The sequence below is a fragment of the Corallococcus sp. CA054B genome, from assembly GCF_003611625.1.
In the GTDB taxonomy this organism is placed as follows: Bacteria; Myxococcota; Myxococcia; order Myxococcales; family Myxococcaceae; genus Corallococcus; species Corallococcus coralloides.
In genome coordinates, this window is sequence record NZ_RAVY01000022.1 from 1 (window position 1) to 22,010 (window position 22,010).

General features: G+C 69.3%; 22 protein-coding genes. 9 read left to right on the top strand and 13 right to left on the bottom strand.

Features of this window, described 5'->3' with window-relative positions; all coding sequences use genetic code 11:
- The coding region (locus D7V80_RS42640; RefSeq protein ID WP_147447017.1) for a serine/threonine-protein kinase at positions 1-2,158 on the bottom strand (2,158 nt) is incomplete at its 3' end.
- A complete protein-coding gene (hemL, locus tag D7V80_RS08195) occupies positions 2,142-3,437 on the bottom strand; it encodes a glutamate-1-semialdehyde 2,1-aminomutase (RefSeq protein ID WP_120587623.1) in 1,296 nt (431 codons plus the stop codon). The genes D7V80_RS42640 and hemL, both read right to left, overlap by 17 nt.
- Positions 3,438-3,630: 193 nt before the next feature.
- Between hemL and D7V80_RS08200 the strand changes: the two genes are divergently transcribed.
- The 5 genes from D7V80_RS08200 to D7V80_RS08220 all read left to right on the top strand — a co-directional run bounded on the left by D7V80_RS08200 (position 3,631) and on the right by D7V80_RS08220 (position 8,530).
- Positions 3,631-4,938 carry an AAA family ATPase gene (locus D7V80_RS08200; RefSeq protein ID WP_120587624.1) on the top strand — a complete coding sequence of 436 codons (1,308 nt, stop codon included), beginning with the start codon at positions 3,631-3,633 and terminating at the stop codon, positions 4,936-4,938.
- Entirely contained in the window at positions 4,935-5,630 is a 696-nt protein-coding gene (locus D7V80_RS08205) for an HNH endonuclease (RefSeq protein ID WP_120587625.1), read from the top strand. Before D7V80_RS08200 ends, D7V80_RS08205 begins: the two co-directional genes overlap by 4 nt.
- A 38-nt stretch (positions 5,631-5,668) precedes the next feature.
- Complete coding sequence (gene gloA / locus D7V80_RS08210; protein ID WP_014400399.1) at positions 5,669-6,055, top strand: lactoylglutathione lyase; 387 nt, start codon at positions 5,669-5,671, stop codon at positions 6,053-6,055.
- 201 nt (positions 6,056-6,256) lie between these two features.
- On the top strand, positions 6,257-7,585 hold the full coding sequence (gene mgtE / locus D7V80_RS08215) for a magnesium transporter (protein ID WP_120587626.1): 1,329 nt from the start codon (positions 6,257-6,259) through the stop codon (positions 7,583-7,585).
- A gap of 21 nt (positions 7,586-7,606) precedes the next feature.
- Positions 7,607-8,530: a hypothetical protein gene (locus D7V80_RS08220; protein ID WP_120587627.1), complete on the top strand. Its 924-nt coding sequence runs from the start codon at positions 7,607-7,609 to the stop codon at positions 8,528-8,530.
- Here D7V80_RS08220 and D7V80_RS08225 read toward each other — a convergent pair whose 3' ends face one another.
- The 3 genes from D7V80_RS08225 to D7V80_RS08235 form a co-directional block, all read right to left on the bottom strand.
- The gene (locus D7V80_RS08225; protein ID WP_120587628.1) at positions 8,531-9,280 is read right to left on the bottom strand and encodes an SDR family NAD(P)-dependent oxidoreductase; all 750 of its coding nucleotides are present in this window, start codon (positions 9,278-9,280) and stop codon (positions 8,531-8,533) included.
- A 94-nt stretch (positions 9,281-9,374) separates the two neighbouring features.
- On the bottom strand, positions 9,375-10,295 hold the full coding sequence (locus tag D7V80_RS08230) for a tetratricopeptide repeat protein (protein ID WP_014400403.1): 921 nt from the start codon (positions 10,293-10,295) through the stop codon (positions 9,375-9,377).
- Positions 10,292-10,522, bottom strand: coding sequence for a hypothetical protein (locus D7V80_RS08235; RefSeq protein WP_171423096.1), 231 nt, complete (start codon positions 10,520-10,522; stop codon positions 10,292-10,294). The genes D7V80_RS08230 and D7V80_RS08235 overlap by 4 nt, the downstream gene beginning before the upstream one ends.
- Before the next feature lie 204 nt (positions 10,523-10,726).
- On the opposite strand from D7V80_RS08235, the gene D7V80_RS08240 reads away from it, so the two are divergent.
- Complete coding sequence (locus tag D7V80_RS08240) at positions 10,727-11,560, top strand: SDR family NAD(P)-dependent oxidoreductase (RefSeq protein WP_120587629.1); 834 nt, start codon at positions 10,727-10,729, stop codon at positions 11,558-11,560.
- A 24-nt stretch (positions 11,561-11,584) separates the two neighbouring features.
- Here the strand turns inward: D7V80_RS08240 and D7V80_RS08245 are convergent, their stop codons facing one another.
- The 7 genes from D7V80_RS08245 to lspA (D7V80_RS08275) form a co-directional block, all read right to left on the bottom strand.
- A complete protein-coding gene (locus D7V80_RS08245) occupies positions 11,585-11,959 on the bottom strand; it encodes a hypothetical protein (protein ID WP_233585212.1) in 375 nt (124 codons plus the stop codon).
- A gap of 184 nt (positions 11,960-12,143) precedes the next feature.
- Entirely contained in the window at positions 12,144-12,464 is a 321-nt protein-coding gene (locus D7V80_RS08250; protein ID WP_147447018.1) for an energy transducer TonB, read from the bottom strand.
- Positions 12,465-12,481: 17 nt separating this feature from the next.
- Entirely contained in the window at positions 12,482-13,003 is a 522-nt protein-coding gene (locus D7V80_RS08255; RefSeq protein WP_120587632.1) for an HAD family hydrolase, read from the bottom strand.
- Between the two features lie 13 nt (positions 13,004-13,016).
- Positions 13,017-14,060 carry an MXAN_5187 C-terminal domain-containing protein gene (locus D7V80_RS08260; protein WP_120587633.1) on the bottom strand — a complete coding sequence of 348 codons (1,044 nt, stop codon included), beginning with the start codon at positions 14,058-14,060 and terminating at the stop codon, positions 13,017-13,019.
- A gap of 40 nt (positions 14,061-14,100) precedes the next feature.
- Positions 14,101-15,402, bottom strand: a complete 1,302-nt coding sequence (locus tag D7V80_RS08265) for a prolipoprotein diacylglyceryl transferase (RefSeq protein WP_120587634.1) — start codon at positions 15,400-15,402, stop codon at positions 14,101-14,103.
- Positions 15,403-15,488: 86 nt separating this feature from the next.
- The gene (gene lspA / locus D7V80_RS08270) at positions 15,489-16,103 is read right to left on the bottom strand and encodes a signal peptidase II (RefSeq protein ID WP_120587635.1); all 615 of its coding nucleotides are present in this window, start codon (positions 16,101-16,103) and stop codon (positions 15,489-15,491) included.
- A gap of 32 nt (positions 16,104-16,135) precedes the next feature.
- The gene (gene lspA / locus D7V80_RS08275; protein ID WP_014400412.1) at positions 16,136-16,762 is read right to left on the bottom strand and encodes a signal peptidase II; all 627 of its coding nucleotides are present in this window, start codon (positions 16,760-16,762) and stop codon (positions 16,136-16,138) included.
- A gap of 141 nt (positions 16,763-16,903) precedes the next feature.
- Here lspA (D7V80_RS08275) and D7V80_RS08280 point away from each other — a divergent pair, with 141 nt between their 5' ends.
- Positions 16,904-17,257, top strand: coding sequence for a hypothetical protein (locus D7V80_RS08280; protein WP_120587670.1), 354 nt, complete (start codon positions 16,904-16,906; stop codon positions 17,255-17,257).
- A gap of 64 nt (positions 17,258-17,321) precedes the next feature.
- On the opposite strand, the gene D7V80_RS08285 is transcribed toward D7V80_RS08280, so the two are convergent.
- Positions 17,322-18,509, bottom strand: a complete 1,188-nt coding sequence (locus tag D7V80_RS08285; protein ID WP_233585213.1) for an endonuclease/exonuclease/phosphatase family protein — start codon at positions 18,507-18,509, stop codon at positions 17,322-17,324.
- Positions 18,510-18,801: 292 nt separating this feature from the next.
- Between D7V80_RS08285 and D7V80_RS08290 the strand changes: the two genes are divergently transcribed.
- Positions 18,802-19,557, top strand: coding sequence for a Mut7-C RNAse domain-containing protein (locus D7V80_RS08290; protein WP_120587637.1), 756 nt, complete (start codon positions 18,802-18,804; stop codon positions 19,555-19,557).
- A 107-nt stretch (positions 19,558-19,664) separates the two neighbouring features.
- A complete protein-coding gene (locus tag D7V80_RS08295) occupies positions 19,665-21,983 on the top strand; it encodes a hypothetical protein (protein WP_147447019.1) in 2,319 nt (772 codons plus the stop codon).
- The last annotated feature ends 27 nt before the right edge of the window (positions 21,984-22,010 follow it).

Sequence of the window (22,010 nt, forward strand, 5' to 3'; positions counted from 1 at the left end):
GGGCTTCCTTGGGCGGGACGTAGGGGGTGGCCTTCTCGTCCAGGTAGGCCGGCATGTTGCCCGTCGTCTGGGACAGGGCGCCGAAGATCTTCGCGGCCTCCAGGGCCTCGGTGGCTTCGCCCGCGCCCTGCGGCGTCCAGGGCACCGGCAGCTCGTCCTGGGACATGGGGCGGGTGGCGTCCGGGAACGACTCGGCGGGACGTGCCTGGGGGGCGCGCGGCGCGGGGTTCGCCTTGGGACGTCCGGGCTTGTCGACGTCGGTGCCCTCGTCGTCCGCGTCGTCGTCCGTGTCCGGGCGCAAGTCCATGGGCGAGGCGGCGCCCTCGGTGGCGTCGTCCTCGCCGGAGCCCGGGGTCCAGCCTCCCTTGCCGGCGGCGGGCAGGCCCGTGGCGCTCTTGCGCGCGGGCCGCTCGTTGGTGGTGGAGTCCTCACTGCCTGCGCCGGGAGTCCAGCCCGGACGCGAGGGGCGGTTCTGCATCGGTGAGTCCTCCGGGGCCAGGGGGGGCCCCTCACTGTGAGACGCTCGAAGGTGTGAAACGGAGTCTTTCGCGTCCGGGCCCGGATTCCAATCCGGCCGAGACGGTTCTTCCGCCGGAGCCTGCCTGCCCGAAGGGGAATCCGTGGGCGTGGGGGTGCGCTCCCCCGGGTCGGTGGTGTCCTCCGAGCCCGGGCCCCCACGGGATTCCAGGGGGCCGGGAACCTCTTGGGGAGTGGCCTCGTCCTCGCCCGGCCCGGGCGTCCACCGCGCGGGAGCCGCTCCGGGCGCCGCCGCCGGGGTCTGGGGAGGAAGCCCCGGCGTGGTGGGCTCCGCGGCGCCAATGCCTGGCAGCCAGGCATCCATGGTGATTTCCAGGTTGTGCAGCCGCGCCGGAGGCGCCTTGCGCGGCAGCTCCGCCGCGTCGCCGGACTCCGCCCGAAGCCTCTGCGCCGCCGCCGCCGCCGCGCGCAGCGCCTGCTCCACCTTCGCCGCGTCCAGGGCCTCGGTCTGCTGCCCCACGCTGGCGTACTCCGGCGGGGGCGGCATCACGGCGCCCTCCGCCTGCCGCAACTTCGCCGCGTCCAGCGCCTCCGTCGCGATGTCCTCCTGCGCGCGGAGCGCCTCCGCCGCATCCACGGCCCCGGGGGGCGCGAGCACGGACGGGAACTCCTGACGCGTGCTCGCGCGCTCGGGCTGCTCGCGCAGCAGGTCGTCCAGCGTCTGCTGTTCGATGACCTTCTCGCGCGGGAAGGCCGCTGACATCAGCCGCACCAGGTCCTGATCCGTCACGTTGGGCGCCAGCTTCTCCTTCAGCGCGCCCAGCGCCTCCGCCATGGCCGTCGCCGTGGGGAAGCGGTCGTTCGGCTCGGACGCCAGCGCGCGCGCCAGGAACGCGTCCACCGCGCGCGGCAGGTCAGGCCGGTAGCGCCCCGCCGGCTCCCACTGCGGATAGGCCGCGCGCCGCCAGCGCTCCAGCGGGTCGCCCCGCTGCGACAGCGGCTTCCACGAGAACAGCTCCCACAGCACCACGCCCACCGCGTACAGGTCCGCGCGCCGGTCCACCGTGCGCTTGCGGGCCTGCTCCGGCGCCATGTACGTGAGGTTGCCAATCACCACGCGCGGCGCCGTCTGCTGCTCCTTCAGCGTGGACTGCGCCGCGCCGAAGTCGATGATCTTCACCTCGCCCGCGTAGCTCACGCACACGTTCGCCGGGGACAGGTCGCGGTGCACCAGGTGCAGCGGGTGCCCGTCTTCATCCGTCGCGTCGTGCGCGTACGCCAGGCCCTCGCACAGCCGGATGCCCATCTGGAGCAGCGGCCCCAGGGGCATCATCCGCTGTCGCTGCCGCAGGCGGTACGCGAGCCGGCTGAGCGTCTTGCCCAGCACGTACTCCATGGCGAGGAACAGCTGCCCGTCCACCTCGCCCATCGCGTACACGCGCGCGATGTTCGGGTGCGCCAGCCGCACCACCACGCGGGCCTCGTCGCGGAAGCGACCCACGAACTGCCCGGTGTCCTTCAGCCCCGGCAGCACCTTCTTCACCACCACCGCGCGCCCCACGCCCTCCTCGCGCGCGAGGAAGACCTCCCCCATCCCCCCGGCGCCAATGCGGCGCACGAGGGTATAGGGACCGAAGCGCACGGGCCCGGTCAGGGCCTCTGGTTCAACGGGCGTCGCCAAGCGCGCGGAACGCCTTGCGGGCCGCGGCGAGCACGTGCGCCACCTCCGGCTCGCCGATGGCCAGCGACACGAACGCCGCCTCGAACTGGCTGGGCGGCAGGTACACGCCTTCTTGCAGCATCGCGTGGAAGAAGCGCCCGAACTTCGCCGTGTCCGCCTTCTTCGCGGACGCGTAGTCGAACACCGGCTCCGCCGTGAAGAACACCGTGAGCATGCTGCCCACGCGGTTCACCGTCACCGGCACGCCCGCCGCCTTCGCCTCCGCGCGGAAGCCCTCCTCCAGCAGCAATCCCAGGTGCTCCAGCCGCTGATACGTCCCCGGCGCCGCCAGCGCCTTCACGCACGCCAGGCCCGCCGCCACCGCCACCGGGTTCCCGGACAGCGTGCCGGACTGGTACACGGGCCCCTCCGGCGCCACCTTCGACATGACGTCGCGCCGGCCGCCGTACGCGCCCAGCGGCATGCCGCCGCCCACCACCTTCGCCATGGTGGTCAGGTCCGGCTTGAGCCCGTACAGCTCCTGCGCGCCGCCGCGAGCCAGCCGGAAGCCCGTCATCACCTCATCCAGGATGAAGAGCACGCCGTGCTTCTGGCAGAGCTTCTGCAACCCTTCGAGGTAGCCGGGGCGCGGCACCAGCACGCCCATGTTGCCCACCACGGGCTCGATGATGGCGCAGGCGATGTCCTTGCCCTTCTCGTTGAAGATGCGCTCCACCGCCTCCAGGTCGTTGAAGGGCGCGGTGAGCGTGAGCGACGCCAGCGCGGACGGCACGCCCGGCGAGTCCGGCAGGCCCAGCGTCTCCACGCCGCTGCCCGCCTTCACGAGGAACGGGTCACCCGCGCCGTGGAAACAGCCCTCGAACTTGAGGATGGAGTCGCGGCCGGTGAAGCCGCGCGCCACGCGGACCGCGGCCACCGTGGCCTCCGTGCCGCTGGAGACGAGGCGCACCTTCTCCACCGAAGGCACCGTGGCGCAGAGCAGCTCCGCGAACTCCACCTCCGCGGCGACGGGCGCGCCGAAGGTGGTGCCGCGACGCGCGGCCTCCAGGATGGCCTCCACGATGGGCGGGTACGCGTGGCCCAGGATGAGCGGGCCCCAGCTGCCCACCAGGTCCACGTAGCGGTTGCCGTCCACGTCGGTGAGCCACGCGCCGGAGCCTTCCTTGAAGAAGACGGGGTCGCCTCCCACGCCACGGAAGGCACGCACCGGAGAATTCACGCCACCCGGGATGCGCGCCTGCGCACGGGCGAAGAGGGCCTGGCTTTGAGCGTGTTTCATGGCCGGTTCCATAACACGCGCCGGACGCCTGGCCCTGCCCTGAGTGGCCCTCCGATGTCGCCTTTTCACCCCCGAGCGGACGCCTGCCTGGCTGACCGGGGCGCGCGCGCAACGTAGGGAATTCACGTGCGTCGCCAGGGACCTGGAAGATACTGGCGGCCAGGCTGTCCCACAGGTCCCGACGAAAGCACCGATGAGAATCGAGCGCATCGAGGTCAAGAACTTCCGTGGATTCGCGTCGCGAGCCTTCGAGTTCTCGCCCTCGTTCAACGTGCTCATCGGCGACAACGGCACGGGCAAGACGGCCATCCTCGACGCGCTCTCCATCGCGGCGGGCGCCATCTTCCTGGGACTGGAGGGCGCCACGCCTCCCGGCATCCACCGCGATGACGTGCGGCGCGTGATGCACACCAGCGGCGAGGTCCCCACGTTGGAGGCCCTCTACCCCGTGGAGGTGAGATGCCGGGGCCTCGTGGAGGGAAAGAGCCTGGAGTGGGCGCGGACGCTCGAAGGCCCCAACAAGCACACCACCCATGGACAGACCTCCGACCTGTCCAAGCGGACGCTGTCCTGGCGCTCCCAGGTCCGCAAGGGCAAGGACGTCGTCCTGCCGCTCATCGCCTACTACGGCACCGGACGCCTCTGGTTGCAGCGCCGGGCCCGCCAGTCCACGGCGTCGGATGGCGCCAGGGTCCTCAAGCCCCGCTCGCGGTTCAGGGGCTATCACGGGTGCCTCGACCCGTCCTCCAATCACAAGGACTTCGTCTCCTGGTTCAAGACCATGGAGCTGATCCAGCTCCAGGAGGGGCGCGCGCTCGGCACGTTGGGCGCGGTGAAGCACGCGCTTCGCGAGTGCATGCGGGACTGGACGGACGTCCGCTACGACCTGCGGCTGGGCATGCTGGTCGCGAGCAAGAAGGACGGCGCCCAGCTGCCCTTCGACATGCTGAGCGACGGCGCCCGGAGCATGCTGGCCATGGTGGGCAACATCGCCTACCGCGCCGCCACCCTCAATCCGCACCTGCGTGAGCAGGCGCCATCGCAGACGCCGGGCATCGTCCTCATCGACGAGCTGGATCTGCACCTGCACCCCAACTGGCAGCGCGAGGTGGTGGACGACCTGCGCAAGGTCTTCCCCCAGCTGCAGTTCGTGGCCACGACCCACTCGCCCTTCATCGTCCAGTCGCTGCGCGAGAACGAGCTCATCAACCTGGATGATCAATCCCGCGAGACGCTCCCCAGCCGGAGCATCGAGGACATCGCGCAGGAAGTGATGGGCGTGGAGCTTCCCCAGCGCAGCCATCGCCATCAGGTGATGATGGAGGCGGCGCGGAAGTACTACGCGGCGCTGGAGCAGGCGAAGGGCTCCAAGGGCAAGGAGCTCCAGCGCCTCAAGCAGGAGCTCGACACGCTCTCCGCGCCCTTCAGCGACGACGTCGCCTACCACGCCTTCCTGGAGATGCAGCGAGGCAAGGCCGGGCTCCCCGGAGATGAGTCGTGAGACCCGTGGAGCGGGGGGACTGGCCCGTCGACAACGACGGCGTGCGCCGGACCTTCTCCGACTACCCGGAGGCGCGCGGCGCGCTCATCGAGCGCATGGGTGAATACTGCTCGTTCTGCGAGGGCCGGATGAACGCCAGCCTCGCCGTGGAGCACATGCTTCCGCGGGAGCATCACCCCGGGCTCGCGCGGGACTGGCACAACTTCCTGCTCGCCTGCGTGAACTGCAACAGCACCAAGAGCGACAAGCGCATCCGCCTGGGGAGCTACTACTGGCCGGACCGCGACAACACGGCCCGCGCCTTCGTCCACGCCGCGGACGGGGTCGTGACCGCGGCGCCCAACCTGAGTCCGCAGGAGAAACGCCGCGCGGAGCGGACGCTCCAGCTCACGGGGCTCGACCGGCTGCCACCCCGCAACCCCAGGGCCAGCGACCGCCGCTGGCAGCATCGCAGGGAGGCGTGGGCCCGAGCGGAAGAAGCCCGGGACTGCCTCGCCGCCTCCGACACGCCCCACATGCGGCGGTTGGTCATCCGGCAGGCCACGGCGCTGGGCCACTGGTCCATCTGGATGACGGTCTTCGCGGACGACGCGGACATGCGCCAGCGGCTCATCACCGCGTTCACCGGCACCGCCCGGGCCTGCTTCGACCCGGTCACCCGGCCCGTCCCCCGCGCGGGCGGCGCGCTTTAGCCTGCGCACCTACACGCTGGCGCGGTTATAGCCACCGCATGCGCATCCTCCACACCATGCTCCGTGTCGGCGACCTGGAGAAGTCGCTCGACTTCTACACCCGCGTGCTCGGCATGACGCTCCTGCGCCGCCAGGACTATCCGGACGGCAGGTTCACCCTCGCCTTCGTCGGCTACGGCCCGGAAGACACCCACCCGGCCCTGGAGCTCACCCACAACTGGGACACGGCGAAGTACGAGCTGGGCTCCGCCTACGGCCACATCGCCCTGGGCGTCAGCGACATCCACGCCACCGCCAACGCCATCCGGCAGGCCGGCGGCAAGGTCGTCCGCGAGCCCGGCCCCATGAAGCACGGCACCACCGTCATCGCCTTCGTGGAGGATCCGGACGGCTACAAGGTGGAGCTCATCCAGCAGAAGGCCTGACCCACCCCGAGGCGCCCCTCAAGAGCCGGGGCGCCTCCCGTGAACCCGCGGACACGGGTGGCATGGGCAGGCAGGCGAACTGGACTTTCCGCTCGATGTTTCGCGCCTTCCGCTCGCCGTGTCCCCGTGAGGGGTGTAGAGAGGCCCGCGCGCGATGCAGCGAGGCGCGCACCCTCCCCCTCTTCTTTCGAGGCCGTCGTCATGGTGGAGAGTCCCCAGAGCCAGAACGCGCTGTCCCCCGACGAGCTTCATGAGGCGTGGGCCGTGCTCTCCGTGGACGAGCGCCTGGAGGGCTTCCGCCTGCTGCCCTCGGCGGTGGCGGACGACTTCTTCCTGGGCCTCAGCGCGCGCGAACAGGGCGAGCTCATCCTCAGCCTCCCCCCGGCCGAGCGCCGCACCTGGGTCCGACTGCTCCCTCCGGACGACCTGGCCGACCTGGTCCAGGCCGTGGAGCCCGAGCAGGTGGACGCCATCCTGTCGCAGCTGGACGACGCCAGCCGCCGCGAGGTGAACGTCCTCCTGGCCTACTCGGAGGACGACGCGGGCGGTTTGATGAACCCGCGCTTCGCCCGCGTGCGCCCGGACATGAGCATCGACGAGGCCATCGGGTACCTGCGCAAGCAGGCGCGCGAGAAGGTGGAGACCGTCTACTACGCCTACGTGCTGGACGCCGAGCAGCGCCTCCAGGGCGTGCTGTCCCTGCGCCAGCTCTTCCAGGCCGCGCCGGACAAGCGCGTGGCGGACGTGATGATTCGCGACGTCATCACCGTGGCGGAGAACACGGACCAGGAGGCGGTGAGCCGCACCTTCTCCGAGCACAGCTTCATGGCCATGCCCGTGGTGGACGAGCAGCGGCGCATGAAGGGCATCGTCACGGTGGACGACATCGTGGACGTGGTCCAGGAAGAGGCCACGGAGGACATCCAGAAGGTCGGCGGTATGGAGGCCCTGGACGCGCCCTACTTCGACGTGGGCTTCCTGGCGATGCTCAAGAAGCGCGCCGGCTGGCTGATGGTGCTCTTCCTGGGCGAGATGCTCACCGCCACCGCCATGGGCTACTTCGAGCACGAGATCGCCCGCGCCGTGGTGCTGAGCCTCTTCATCCCGCTCATCATCAGCTCCGGCGGCAACTCCGGCAGCCAGGCCACCACGCTCATCATCCGGTCGCTGGCGCTGTCGGAGATGCGGCTGAAGGACTGGTGGCGCGTGGCCCGGAGGGAGTTGAGCACGGGCCTGGCGCTGGGCGCGGTGCTGGGCGTGGTGGGCTTCCTGCGCGTGATGGCGTGGCAGGCGCTGTTCCACAGCTACGGCGACCACGCGTTCCTCATCGGCATGACGGTGGGCGTGTCGCTGGTGGGCGTGGTCATCTTCGGCACGCTGTCCGGTTCCATGCTGCCGTTCATCCTGCGGCGCGTGGGCTTCGACCCCGCGAGCGCGTCCGCGCCCTTCGTGGCCACGCTGGTGGACGTGTCCGGACTCGTCATCTACTTCACGGCCGCGAGCCTCTTCCTGAGCGGAACCCTGCTGTAGTCGGCGACGCTCCCGGGTCCCATGATTCCCACCACCCGCCGGCGCACGCTCACCCTCGCGGCGCCTGAAGCCCCCGGCCGTCCCTCGCACGTCTCCGCCGCCAGCGGCCTGGTGCGCGCGGGGGACTGGCTCTACGTCGTCGCGGACGACGCGCTCCACCTCGCGGTGTTCCCCGCCACCGGAGACGCGCCGGGCCACACCGTGCGCCTCTTCCCGGGCGGGCTTCCGGATGAACACGCGGCTCGCAAGGCGGCGAAGCCGGACCTGGAGGCGCTGTGCAGGCTGGGCCCTTCCGCGTCCTTCGCGCACGGGGCGCTGCTGGCCCTGCCCTCGGGGTCCACGCCCGCGCGGCGCCGGGCGTCGGTGCTGCCCCTGAACGCGGACGGGACGCTCGCGGGCGAGCCGCGCACGGTGGACTGCACGTCGCTCTACGTGCAGCTGGAGCGCGAGCTGGTGGCGCTCAACGTGGAGGGCGCGGCGGTGGCGGGCAAGCGGCTGCGGCTGCTCAACCGGGGCAACGGCGAGGGCGGCGTGGACGCGCTGGTGGACCTGGACCTGGACCGCGTGCTGGCCAGCCTGGACGTGGGCGTGATGGGTCCGGAGGCCGTGCGAACCGTGCGCCGGTGGGAGCTGGGCGAAGCCAATGGCGTGCGGCTGTCCTTCACGGACGCGTCGCCGCTGCCGGATGGGCGCGTGGTGTTCACCGCCACGGCGGAGGCGTCTCGCGACCGCGTGGCGGACGGGCCGGTGAAGGGTTCGGCGGTGGGCGTGCTCGCGCCGGACGGCACGCCCGTGTACCTGGACGCGGTGGACGTGCCCGTGAAGCTGGAGGGCGTGGACGCGCGCGTGGAGGGAGGCCGCGTCCACGTGCTGCTGGTGGCGGACGCGGACGACCCGTCGGTGCCCGCGCCGCTCCTGGAAGCCGCGCTGCCCGTGCCGGGCTAGCTACCCGCCGCGCTTCACCAGCAGCGGCCCGAAGGCCTGCACCACCGGCATCATGGAGATGACGTTGATGTTCACGTGCGCGGGCCGCGTGGCCACCCAGTACGCCGTGTCCGCGACGTCCTCGGGCGTGAGCGGCTGGGTCTTCTCGTAGAGCGCGGCGGCCTTCGCGTCATCGCCGCGGAAGCGCACGTTGGAGAACTCCGTGCCGCCCAACAGCCCCGGCTGGATGTCCGTGACGCGCACGGCGGTGCCGTGCAGGTCCGCGCGCAGGTTGAGCGTGAACTGATGCACGAACGCCTTCGTGGCGCCGTACACGTTGCCACCCGGATAGGGGAACTCGCCCGCGATGGAGCCGATGTTGATGACGTGCCCGCGGTCGCGCGCCACCATGCCCGCGAGCGCCTCACGCGTGCAGTACAGGAGGCCCTTCACGTTGGTGTCCACCACCACGTCCCAGTCCTCCAGCCGCGCCGCCTGCGCGGGCTCCATCCCCAGCGCGAGCCCCGCGTTGTTCACCAGCACGTCCACCTGCGCGAAGTCCGCCGGCAGCGAGGCGAACGCCGCCTTCACCGCCGCCTTGTCCGTCACGTCCAGCGTCACCGGCAGCAGCCGTTCCCCCAGCTCCGCCTTGAGCGCGTCCAGCCGGTCGCCGCGCCGCCCGGCGGCGATGACGCGCGCGCCCTCCTTCACGAAGCGGCGCGCGATGGCCTGCCCGATGCCCGCCGTGGCCCCTGTCACCAGCACGTTCATGTGAATGCCTCCCACGCGAGAAGGGCCCTTGCGGCCCGGCCGTTACATGGCACGCGGGAGGAACGGGCGCACGCGAATGCGCCCTGCGCAGCCGTCAGTCGCCGCGGTCGCGGGCCGCTTCCTCGGCGGTGCCGCCCATGGCTTCCACGGAGGTGCGCGCCTGCTTCGCCCGGTCGAACGCCACCTCCTTCTTGCCAATCCCCTCCACCGTGAGGTTGGCCAGGCGGCGGCGTGCCCGGGCGATGGCGTCCTGCACGAGCGACGGTTCGGGGTGCGTCTTCAGGCACTCCACCCAGGTCTCGATGGCCTTCTCGTTGTCGCCCGCGTCCGCGCGCAGCTTGCCCATCTCGAAGAGGGCGTACGGCGCCAGCTCCGAGTCCGGGAAGCGCGTGCGCAGGTCCGCGTAGGTGCGCAGCGCTTCCTGGCGCTTGCCCTCCACCATGGCCAGGGCCTGCGCCTGGAGGAAGAGCGCGTCGTCCACATAGGGGCTGGTGGCGAAGCGGTCCGGCAGCTTCTTCGCCTCCAGCTCGCACTGCGGATAGTCCTGGAGTTCGAAGTACGACTTGGCCACCTGGTACTGCAGCTCCGCGCTCTGCGGCGGGTTGCGGTGCAGCGCGGCGGTGAGCTGATCAATGGAGCCGCGCAGGTCGCGGTAGTGCACCCGCAGCAGCTCCGCCAGGATGATGCGCGCCTCCAGCGACTCCGGCGCCTCCGGGCACTGCTGGATGAGCTGGCGGTAGACGCTCACCGCCTCCTTCACCTTGCGCTGCTCCAGCCAGTACACGTCGGCCGCGCCCTTGAGCGCCCGGGCGCGCATCACCAGCGCCTCCGGGGTCTCGTCGCGCAGCAGCATCTCGTAGGCCTTGCGGTACTCCACCAGCGCTTCGTCCGGACGCTTCTCGAAGATGGCGTCGCGCGCGCGCTGCATGTGGTCCACCGGCTTGTCCCGGCACCCCGTGACGGCGAGCGCCCCCACCGCCAGGACGCACGCCCAACGCGACAGTCGCCGCGTCATTGGCACGACTCCGGGATGAGGCGCACGCAGCGCGTCTCGTCGCAGCGCACGCACTCGCGCTCGGAGGAGACGTCCGTCACGCACACGGAGACGCGCGACGTCCTGGGGCAGTCCTCGGACGTCACGCAACGGTAGAGCCCCCCGTCGGTCCGGGTGATGTCCACCGGCGTCGAGCCGCAGTTCTCCAGGTCGTTGCATCCCAGGAGCGCCGCCGCCGCGACTGCCATTACTGCCACCAAGGCGCGTTGCACGGCCGTGGGTTCTAGCCAACTTCTGACTCGGGGTCACGAACCGTGCGCCCGCCTGCCCGCCCGTCTGGAAGCGCGAGTTTCCCGGGAAAGCGAGCACTCGCGCATGGCCAGCGTTTCGCCCGCCGTGCTAGCCCTGCCGCGTCACGACGTCCCCCCTTCTCCCCCAGGAGTCCGAAAACCATGAGCCTTCCCTCTCGTCCTCGCGCGGTGGTGACGGGCGCCGGCAGTGGCCTGGGCCGCGCGCTGTGTGAAGCGCTGGCGGCCCGGCAGGCGCGGGTCATGGTGTCGGACATGAACGCGGCCAGCGCGGAGGAGACCGCCCGCCGCGTCACGGAGCTGGGGGGCGAGGCCCGCGTGCACCCGTGCGACGTGACGGACCCGGACGCGGTGGAGGCGCTGGCGCGCGCCACGGACGAAGCGTTTGGCGGCGTGGACCTGGTGGTGAACAACGCGGGTGTCGCCACCGGAGGCGCGGTGGGCACGCTGCCCCTGTCGGAATGGAAGCGCGTGCTGGACGTGAACCTGTGGGGCGTCATCCACGGCTGCCACGCGTTCGTGCCGCGCCTGAAGAAGCAGGGCTCCGGGCACGTGCTCAACATCGCGTCCGCGGCGGGGCTCGTGTACGCGCCGAACCTCGCGGCCTACAACACGTCCAAGGCCGCGGTCGTCGCGCTGTCGGAGACGCTCTACGCGGAGCTGCAACCGCTGGGGCTGGGCGTCACGGTGGCGTGCCCCACGTTCTTCCGCACGAACATCGCTTCCGCGGCCGCGCCCTACTCCGACCCGGAGACGCGCCGCATGAGCGTGAAGCTGGTGGACCAGTCGAAGATTGGACCGGAGTGGGTCGCCGAGCGGCTGCTCAAGGCGGTGGACCAGGGCGCGCCGCACGTGCTGCCCATGGCGGATGCGCGCTGGTTCTGGCGTCTGCGGCGGCTGGCGCCCGGGCTGTTCCTCCGGGGCGTCATCGCGGTGGAGAAGCGCATGCGCGAGCGCACCGCGCGCATCCCCGGCTAGACACCGGACCTCAGCCGCGGGACGTCAGTTGCTGCGCTGCTGCGCGGGCGCCTTGCCGGACGTGAGCACCGCTTTGTCCACGGACGCCATGGAGTTGCGCTGCTTGACCATGCGCGCCTTCTGGTTCTGCTTGTCCTCGTGCTTGAGGATGGCGGCCATGTGGGCGTCGGCCACCTTGCATTGGATGGCGCTCACCTCCTGGTGACGCCGCCCCAGCTCGTTCCACATGGCGAGCCGTCCCTGGCTGCCCAGGAGGCGGTCCTCGACCGCGTCCAGGGCCTGGTCCATCTGCTTGCCCTCTGCCTCCAGGACCGCGAGCCGCGCTTCGGAATCCTCGGGGGACTGCCCGCATCCGGTGGACACGGCGAGCCCCACGGCCACCGCCAGTCCGAGCCACATCCGCCGCATCCCCACGTCGCCTCCCAGGTGTCTCGGGCCGTCCACCGGCCTTCAGGCAGCGCAAGGTAGGAACGGGCCCTGGGAGCGACAACCCGAACGCCAGGCAGGGAGGTAGGCATTTCCAGGAGCGAACGTTTGGGCATCTTTCCCGTCCCGCCGGTTTGACCCTGGTGCAGAACACCCGTCACGGCTCCGCGGGCGCGGGTGCCACCACCGTCCCACCGTCCGTGGGGAGCGGATCGCGGTACGTGAAGTTGAAGGTGTAGGGCACGTCCATCGGCTTCCCGTTGTAGCGGACGGGTGGGTACTCACGCGCCTGGATGAGGCGGAGCGACTCGGCGAGCTGCGCGTCGCTGACGGTGGCGTCCCGCTTCGTGACCTGACAGTCCTCCGCCCGGCCGGCCTTGGTGATGACGCACTTCACGGTGGCCTCGCCCTTCACGGGCCGCGAGCTCGCGCACCCCGCCAGCCACAGCACCCCTGCCAACCACATCCCCCACTTCATGCGGTGCTTCCCCCTCTTCACGTCGCGGGCGCGGAGCGCGCCCGGTGCTTCAGGATGAACTCACACACCTCGCGCGCGGCGCCGAAGCCCGCGGCGCGTTGGGCCACGTAGTGCACCTGGGCGCGCACCTCGTCCGGCGCTTCCGGCACGGTGGCGGAGAAGCCCACCGCCTTGAGCAGCGGCAGGTCCACCACTTCGTCACCCATGTAGCCGCAGTGCTCGGCGGACACGTTGAGGATGCCGAGCAGCTTCTCGAAGTGCGCCACCTTGTCCTGGCTGCCGAAGTGCACGTGACGCAAGCCCAGCGACTGCATGCGCATCTGCGCGGAGAGGCTGTCGCCGCCGGAGATGGCGGCCACCTCGATGCCCACCTCCTGCAAGCGCTTGATGCCCATGCCGTCACGCACGCTGTACATCTGCGTCCAGCCGGAGTTGGGCACCCAGAAGATGCGGCCGTCGGTGAGCGTGCCGTCGATGTCGAAGATCATCACCGACAGGCGCGCCACGCGCGCCTTGAGCGACTCCAGGTCCTGGTTCATGCCGTGCCTTCCGCTACTTGGGCACGGCCTTGAGCGAGGCCTTGCCGTCCTTGATGACGACCTTGAACTCCACGGCCTTCGCGTTGTGCTGCTTGAGCAGCTCCGGCACCTGCTTGCGCAGCGTGGCCGCCACCGACTCGTAGGACAGCTTGGACGTGTCCTCCTGGCAGCGGCGCTTCGCGGTGACGTACGCGTCGTACACCGCGCGCAGCTTGTCGTCGGACATGCCGCCACCGGGGCCGGCCGCCGCGGGACGGGGCGCCGCCGCGGCAGCAGCCGCCGCCGGACGCGCGGGCTGCTGCGGAGCCGCCGACGAAGGCTTCGTGGCCATGCCCGGAGGCACCGCCGGACGTCCCGCCGCAGGAGTCCCCACGGGCGCGATGGACGGCAGCCCGCTCATGGGCGAGACCGCAGGAGCCGACTGCTTCGGCGGCACCAGCCCCGCGGGCGTCCCCCGGGGCGCGCCGGCCGGCTGCGCCGCGACAGGGGCCACCGCCGGACTGCCCCGGAAGGGCGTACCGCCTCCGGCCGGCTGCTCCGCCAGGTACTCCGAGGCGAGCTTCGGCTCGTTGATGGGGCGGCGGCCGGTGAGCTCTTCAATCTCCTCGAAGTCCATGTCGTCGACTTCTTCGGGGATCTCCACCACGCCCTTCTGGCGGTCGCCGGTCGCACCGACCTGCTTCGCCCCGGCGCGGCGGCGGGCCTTGGCCAGGTCGCGGCGGTAGGTGCCGGCCTCAATCTCCTGGATGGTGCGCACCCACAGCCGCTCGTAGGTGAGGAACTTGTTGTGGAGGCTCTGCACGCGGAACTTCACCGACGTGCTGCGGATGAAGGCCCCCTTGAGCTTCAGCATCCGCTTCTTCAAATCCTCATGCGCGCGGATGGGCGCCTGGCGCTCCATGCCGATGAAGTACTGCTCGTAGCTGTGGCGCAGCTCCGCGATGGCCGCCTCCAGCTCCTCACATTGCTGAAGGGCGGCTTCGCTGGAGGAACTGGCGTCCTGTTGCGCGGGCCGGGCCCCACCTTTGGCGGGCCGTGCGTTGTCGGGCGGCGGCATGTTCCCGGGAGTGTCCCCAACCCGGGCGCGGCTCGCAACCTCAGGCCGCCGACGGTGTAGGCCCCAGGCCAGCGGCCTCACCCGCCGGTCGGTGGCGCGCCATCAGCAGTGCACCGAAGGTGAACATGCACAGGGAGATGAACTGGCTGGTGGACACGTTGTACCAGGCCTCCAGGGGCACGGCCCCGGCCAGCCCCTGGGCCCCCAGCGACTCCAGCAGGCCGTGCAGGGTGCCGCGCTCCACGTCGCCCCGGAACAGCTCCACCGTGGTGCGCAGGCAGGCGTAGGCCATCAGCCACAGGGCGAAGATGTGCCCGTGGAAGCGGCGGAAGCGGCGCGCGTACAGGAGCGCCACGAAGAGCACCAGCTGCCCCACCGACTCGAAGAGCTGCGTGGGGTACACCGGCAGCGTGGTGCCGTGCTGGGCCACCCAGTCGGAGATGCGCACCGCGCCCGGCGCCCACTCGTGGAGCACCTGCCCGGTGGCCTCCACCACGAAGCGGCCATCCCCGGCCTGCGAGCCATACGCCAGGCTGGACGCACGCCCCAGCTGGCCGAACAGGTCCTGGGCCAGCCCGGAGCCCGGGAAGGTGACGCCCGTGTGCGAGTGGCTCCCGGCCATGTCTCCCCAGCAGCACCCGGCGGAGAAGCAGCCCAGGCGCCCCAGGCACTGCCCCAGCGACACGGTGGGGATGCACACGTCCGCCAGCCGCAGGAAGTCCAGGTCGTGCTTGCGGGCGAAGAGGTACGCCGCCAGCCCCGCGCCAATGAGGCCGCCGTAAAACACCAGCCCGCCGCCCAGGGAGAAGACCTGCGTCCAGTCGCGCGCGTAGTCCTGCCAGTTCACCAGCACGAACAGCACCCGGCTGCCCACGAGCCCGCCCACCAGCACCCAGAACGCCAGGTCCATCACCTGCTCGCGCTTCTGGGGCCCCTCCGTGTCCACCCAGCCCCGGCCCGGAACGAAGCTCACCCGGCGCCACTCGTCCTGCGCCAGCCGGCCCGCCACCGACACCGCGGTGATGAAGCCCAGGGCCAGGAGCACGCCGTAGGTGTGCAGCGGGATGCCCTCGCCCTTGCCTCCGGGGAACGCGTCCGCGGGCAGCGCGTACTTCAAGCCGAAGTACGCGAGGAAGCCGCCCACCGCCGCGAACCCCACCGCGCGCAGGAGCTTGTCCTGGAGCGGCGCGGGGCCCTCCTTGCCCGTCTTTTCGTCCACCGGCCCCAGCGTGCCCTTCCAGCCGTTGACGGCGACGGAGGCCACCACCCCCACCGCGGCGGCGTACAGCAGGAGCTGCATCCACAGCGTGGTGAAGGACAGGCGCAGCAGGACGGGGAGCATGGGGACCTCTGGCCCGGGAGGCCCGGACGAACGGCGGGGACAACCGGGACGGGCGGGAAGGACATTCCCGGCCCGCCGTCACGCCACTACGAGGCCTTCGCGGGGGCGGAGGCCTCCGGCTTCTCCTTGCGCACGAAGGCATCCACCACGAGCATGCCCACGCCGATGCAGATGGCCATGTCCGCGACGTTGAACGACGGCCAGGCGGCCTTGTCGTACCAATGGGCCTCCAGGAAATCGATGACGAAGGCCCGCGCCACTCGGTCGATGTAGTTGCCCAGCGCGCCGCCCAGCACCAGCGGCAGCCCCCACAGCGCCCACACCTCCGCGGGGTCCGTGCCGGTCAGCTTCCGGAAGTAGAAGACGATGAGCAGCACCGCGCCCAGGCTCACCAGGTGGAAGAGCGGGCCGCGCACGTGGGGCGGCAGGTCGCGGAACATGCCCCACGCGGCGCCCGGGTTCTCCGCGTAGCGCAGGCGGAAGAAGTTCTCCGCCACCTCCACGTGCGTCTTCGGCTGGAAGTGCAGGCCGCGGTGGCCCGGCGCTTCCGCGGGCGAATAGAAGGCGCCCAGGCGCTGCGACAGGGTGGTGGCCCCGTCGAAGCGGGTGGTGAGGTCGCGCACGACCAGGTACTTCGTCCACTGGTCCAGCACGATGACGCCCAGCGTGAGGGCGAGGAGGATGACGTATTTGCGCGGCACGGAGAGGGCTTATACCAGCCCACCCCCGCGCGTCACGGCTGGGGGCTCGTGCCCTGGGGCAGCGGCTGCGCGGCCGAGGCCTCCGGACGCAGCGAGTCCAGCAGCATCAGCGCCACGCCCACGCAGATGGCCGCGTCCGCCACGTTGAACGTGGGCCAGCGCATGCCCGGCTGGTTGCGCCAGTGCCAGTCGATGAAGTCGATGACGTAGCCCCGGATGAGCCGGTCCATGAAGTTGCCCAGCGCGCCGCCGGTGATGAGCGCCAGCGCCACGCGCACCAGCTTCTGCGACGGCTCCGTCTTCCGGTACAGCGTCAGGATGAACCCCAGCGCCACCAGGCTCACCACGTGGAAGAACGCCTTGCGCGCCGTCTCCGGCAGGTTGGAGAACATGCCCCACGCCGCGCCCGGGTTCTCCACGTAGCGGAAGTGCCAGTAGTCCTCGATGAAGCGGTACGGCCGCGTGTTCTTGCGGAACACGCCCTCCACCGGAGGGTCGTTGTCCAGGTTCTGTTCGCTCAGGAAGCCGGACACGCGCGACAGGCCGCTGCGCCCATCCAGCGCTTCCGTCAGCCGGGACACGGCCAGGTACTTGGTCACCTGATCCGCCGCCAGCACGGCGAGGACCACCACGAGGAGGAGGCGGAAGGAGGCTTTCATGGGGTACCCGAACCTCTATCGTGCCCCCGGGAGCCCTGACAACCCGGACCCGGGCCGCGGGTCGCCGGCCCGCCTGCCCTCTTACTCCCGGAGTCCGCCCGTTTCGGGCATGGTGCGCCCATGGCGCCTGTTGAGCCCGACGTGAAACCTTCCACTCCCGACATTGCCCCACCCGGAACCACCGCGCCCCCCGTGGCGAAGCCGTCATTGATGGCGCGCTTCAAGACGCTGCTGGTGGACTACGGCCCGCTGGCCATCGCGGTGAACTACCTCATCTTCGGCCTGGTCATCGTGGGCTTCTGGGCGGCCATCCGGGCCGGCTTCCAGCCCCAGGGCACCGGCGCCCAGGCGGGCGCGTGGGGCGCGGCCTACCTCGCGTCGCAGGCGGTGAAGCCGCTGCGGCTGGCGGCGGTGTTCGTGCTGACGCCGCTCATCGCGCGCATCCCGCCGGTGGGGCGCTTCATCGCGAAGAACAAGCACAAGTGGAGCTTCTGAAACGGCGCGGGCCGGGCACCGGGGAGCTCCCGATGACCGGCCCGAGTTGCCTGCGGGGTGCCCGTTAGAAGTTGGGCGTGCGGAACGTCTTGATGACGCCCATGTGCTGCATGCTGGACGCGCCGCTGTCGGAGTTCAGCGCCGGGTAGATCTCCGAGATGGGCGTGTACACGCGGCTGTCGAGCACCAGGCCGTTGTTGAAGGTGCTGCTCCCGATGACGGTGGGCACCTGGTACTGGCGCAGGTCCAGGTCCACGAGCACGTGGTCATACGGCTTGCTGCGGCTGGCGTTGGTGCCGTCCTTGCCGTTCTTGTCCACCGGGTGCGGGCCCGCGGTGTCGACCACCTGCTTGAAGGTGGTGATGCACGCCTCGGAGCGGCTGTCGGTGTTGAAGTCGCCGCCGATGGTCAGGTAGTCGTCCTCGGGGATCTTCCCCTTGATGTAGCCCACGAGCTGGGTGGCTTCCGCGTTGCGGTTGCTGGAGCTGCTGGTGAGCAGGTGGACGCTGACGGCCCAGAGGTCGCGCGGCCCGGGGATGTCGATGCGGGCCCAGGCGAAGTCGCGGTTGGAGACCTTGGCGTCCTTCCACTCGCCCGACTCGATGATGGGGTAGCGGCTGATGATGCCGTTGGGGATCTGCGCGCCCGTCTCGCGGTAGTAGTAGAAGCCCGGGCCGACGGCCTGGTCCACCATGGAGCGGATGTCCGCGGCGGAGTCCGACTTGTAGTTGAACTCCTGGATCATCACGATGTCGGGCTTCACGCCCGCAATCAGCCGGATGCCGTGGCCCGGGTCGTAGTCCTGGCCGTTGCCGCTGGAGAGGTTGGCGGCCATCAGGCGGATCTGCGTGTAGCCACCGTCGGTATCCGTCTCGCCCCCCGTGCCCGCGTCACCGGAGCCACCATCGGTCGGCGAGCCCGCGTCGGTCGCGGTGCCCGCATCCGTCGCGGAACCAGCATCCGTCGCGGAACCAGCATCCGTCGCGGAACCAGCATCCGTCGTGGTGCCTGCGTCGGTCGTGGTGCCAGCGTCGTCCGTCGAGCCCGCGTCCACCGCCGTGCCGGCATCATCGGAGCCCGGGTCCACATCGGTTCCGGCATCCACGGTGGTGCCCGCATCGTCCGTGGGCTGTTCCGTGTCGGATCCGGCATCCTCGGTGGTGCCCGCGTCGGTGCGGGTCCCGGCATCGGCGGAGGTCCCCGAGTCCGGAGGCGTGATGGGCTCTTCACCCTCGCCGCAAGCGAGGGCCATGAAGCTCATTGCCACGAGGGGGCGGAGGAACGGGGGGAGCTTCATTGCCATGCAGGGCCTGGATCCTTGCTTCCGAGGGTGTCGAGGGGGGTGACCCGTCGGCTTCGGCACGCCGACTGGCGCGTGATTATAGAAGTTTGCAAGAAGGCTGTCCCCTGACCGCCCGTGAGGATTGCGTCACCGCCTTTCAAGAATCCGAGAGTTCCCCCCCGCCCACAGCTGGGGAAGGCGTGGATTCAAAGAAAGACATCAGGGCGCCAGCTACGACGCAGCCGGACGTAAGGAGTCCAGGATGTCATCACGGCAGCTCACGGTGCGGATCCACGGCGCACTGAACGACTTCGTCGCACCGGAGCGCCGGGGGCAGGCGTTCACGCATGTACTGCAGGGCAGCCCTTCGGTGAAGGACCTCATCGAGTCGCTGGGTCCGCCGCATCCGGAGGTGGACGTGGTGTTGGTGGACGGAGAGCCGGTGGGATTCGCGCACCGCGCGGAGGAGGGCACGAGCATCGACGTGTATCCGGCGTCGCATCCATCCGCGCCGCGGGTGGCGCGAGTAGGCCCGCCCATCCCGGAGATGCCGCGCTTCATCCTGGACGTGGGGTTGGGGCGGCTGTCCGGCTTCCTGCGGATGCTCGGCTTCGACACGCTCTGGCGCAACGACTACGCGGACGACCAGCTGGCGCGCCTGTCCCACGACGAAGAGCGGGTGCTGCTCACGCGGGACCTGGGCGTGCTGAAGCGCTCGGAGGTGGTGCTCGGCTACTTCCCGCGAGAAACGGATCCGGCACACCAGTTGGTGGAGGTGGTGCGGAGGTACGGCCTGACGTCGCGCATGCGGCCCTTCTCCCGCTGCATTGCCTGCAATGCGCCGCTGTCCACCGCGACGCCGGAAGAAGTGCAGGGCCGCGTCCCGGAAGGCGTGACCCAACGCCACAGCCACTTCCAGCAGTGCCCCGGCTGCCAGCGCGTCTTCTGGCCCGGCACGCACCATGAACGCATGCAGAACCTGGTGGAGACGCTGCGCAAGCTGGAACAGTCCAGCTGAAAAGCAGACGTCTGGAAATAATTTGAAGGCAAAACTCAGGGATTGACCTGAGGAGCGTCTGAAGGCCTGCAACTCTAGACACCCTCACCCAGGCAGACATTCCCAGCATGACAGCCCAGCTTCGCCGAAGCCTCATCATTGGACTTGCATTCCTCGCGGGATGCACCGCGCAGGACGCGCCGCCTGAAGAGCCGGCCCCTGCTCCGCAATCGATTCTCCAACGCCTGGACACGCCCGCGACCCGGGTCCAAGCCGTTCCCAAGTGGGTGGGCGTGCTGAAGGCCCGAAGCAGGACGAGCGGCCTGTGGACGACTCCCTATAGCTCGCACCAGTGGAAGGGAGACCTGACGTACTTCGCCCCTATCGAAGTCACCATGTTGGAGGGGTCGAACTTCGCGTTCGTCGACATCAAGCGAGGCTTCTACAACTTCAGTCGGGTCGAACAGGACATCTTCCAGGGGCAGACGGTCTCGACCCAGGTGGCCCGGTGTTCGGACAGCGCCCCCTCCAGGACGGCCACGATGGAGTTCCCCTCGGACAGCTCCTACAAGATGCAGTTGACGCCGTTCACCAGCATTCCGTGCAAGGGAACGGTGACGCAATACGGGACCACGACCGACATCCCGTTCTCGTGGTACCAGCTAAGCCCCATCCAGTTCGGCAGCCACTTCGTCTTCGACCTTCCCGCGGTCGATGCCCCACTGCGTATTCACGGGACGAAGCACCTCATCACCAGCGACTCCACCGTCCTGGCGAACATCCCGGACCCCATCCCCTACGGCACGACCCCCGTGGAATGGAACATCGAGTGGGATCTTCAGCCTGAAAGTGATGATTTTGACCTCGTGTTGAGCGCGGAGGACTACGACAACTGGCTGCCGCTCGCGCACATTGAACCTGACGTCGGGACATCCCTGACGTCAAGCGCCCTGGAGCCCGGCTCCACCATCCGCGTGAAGGCCCAGGTCATGCCCAAGCCTGGTTCCACGACGAAGCCGAAGGTGAAGGTGAAGCAGGTCACCTTTTTTCTGACTTCTTCCAACGTGCCGGGCATTGCCATGAACGCGCTCGATTCAAGCCCGACTCCTGATGGCAAGGATCTGCAGTTCGAGCAGGACAAGAACGCAGCGCTCGGCTTGGAATTCGTCGACATCGCAACGGTGAAGACTCCGGTGGGAGACTACGAAGAGGCAAAGGCTGTCATCTCCTCGTTTGATTACGGAGGATACGGGGACGTCATCGCTCGGGCCGAAACCGAAGATGGCGAGGTTGTCATGTCGGTGATCGAGGATCCGGAAAGCACCTTCTCGTCCCCTGAGCGAAAGAAAGACCCTCTCCTCTTACCGAAGAGAGCGGCTGACTCACACATCGCCACCCAGTGGAAGACCACTGAGAACAGCCTTTCGAAAGCGGACCTGGACGACAGCGAAACGCTGGGAAATGGACGTGGCGACGTCAACAGGCCAGGAGACGGGCTGAGCCACTACGAGGAATACAGAGGCTTCATCCTCAACAACCAGCACATCCGAACCAAACCCTTGGACGTTGATTATTTCCTCAACAACAAGATGGGGAGCAAAGCCACTGCGGGCATCAACTTCTTCAAAGAATTGACCAACATCAAGGTACACCTTGTGGGTGACGATGATTTCATGCTCTCAAACCGCGTGATCAACCCCTTCTACATCAAGGCGACCCACGTGACGGATCAGCACGTGGTCCTCATGTACGAGGTGGAGGGTGAAAAGGGGACCTCCAACACCCTCCCAGGACCCGGCAACCCCAAGAGCGTCTCGCGGATTGAAATTGCAAAGGGGACACCAGCGGACGGCATGAAAACAGCGGTTGCCCATGAACTCGCCCACTCCGTCAACGTTCCTCACCACGGTGAGTGGGGATTCTTCGTAGCCGCTTGGGAAGAGCTTGGTAACTCCCAGTACAGGGAAGCCCCTAAGTACCCGACGGGCTTGGCCGAAGGACTGGTCAACGCCTATCGGGAGACCCCGAACCTCGCTCCTGTCACGGATCCTGACGACAATTTGCCCAGATTCCTCATCTCGACCAAATGCAGGGAGAACGGAACGCAAAGCGTCTTCTCGGGAGCGCATAACTGCATCATGCGCTACAAGGCTGAGGTCAAGATCCATACGGAGTATCCGAACCGCCTCCACGAGCGCGCCGTCCTGACTGATGAGGAGTACGGCACGACCCTGTGCGCCACAACCCAGGGGACAGGCTTCAACGCGCCTCCCAATCCGCGCCATGTCGGCCCGGCGGCCAAAGATAGAGGCGACTGCATCCACAAGATTGTCGTCAGCGACCGGTACGACCTGGATCCTTGGACGAGGGCAGCGACATGTGATCCCATCCGTTCCTACGGATCCCTCCCTCCGAGGGTCCAACTTCAGGCAGACACCGAACAGTGATGATGAAACACGCCACCGCGAGCATTC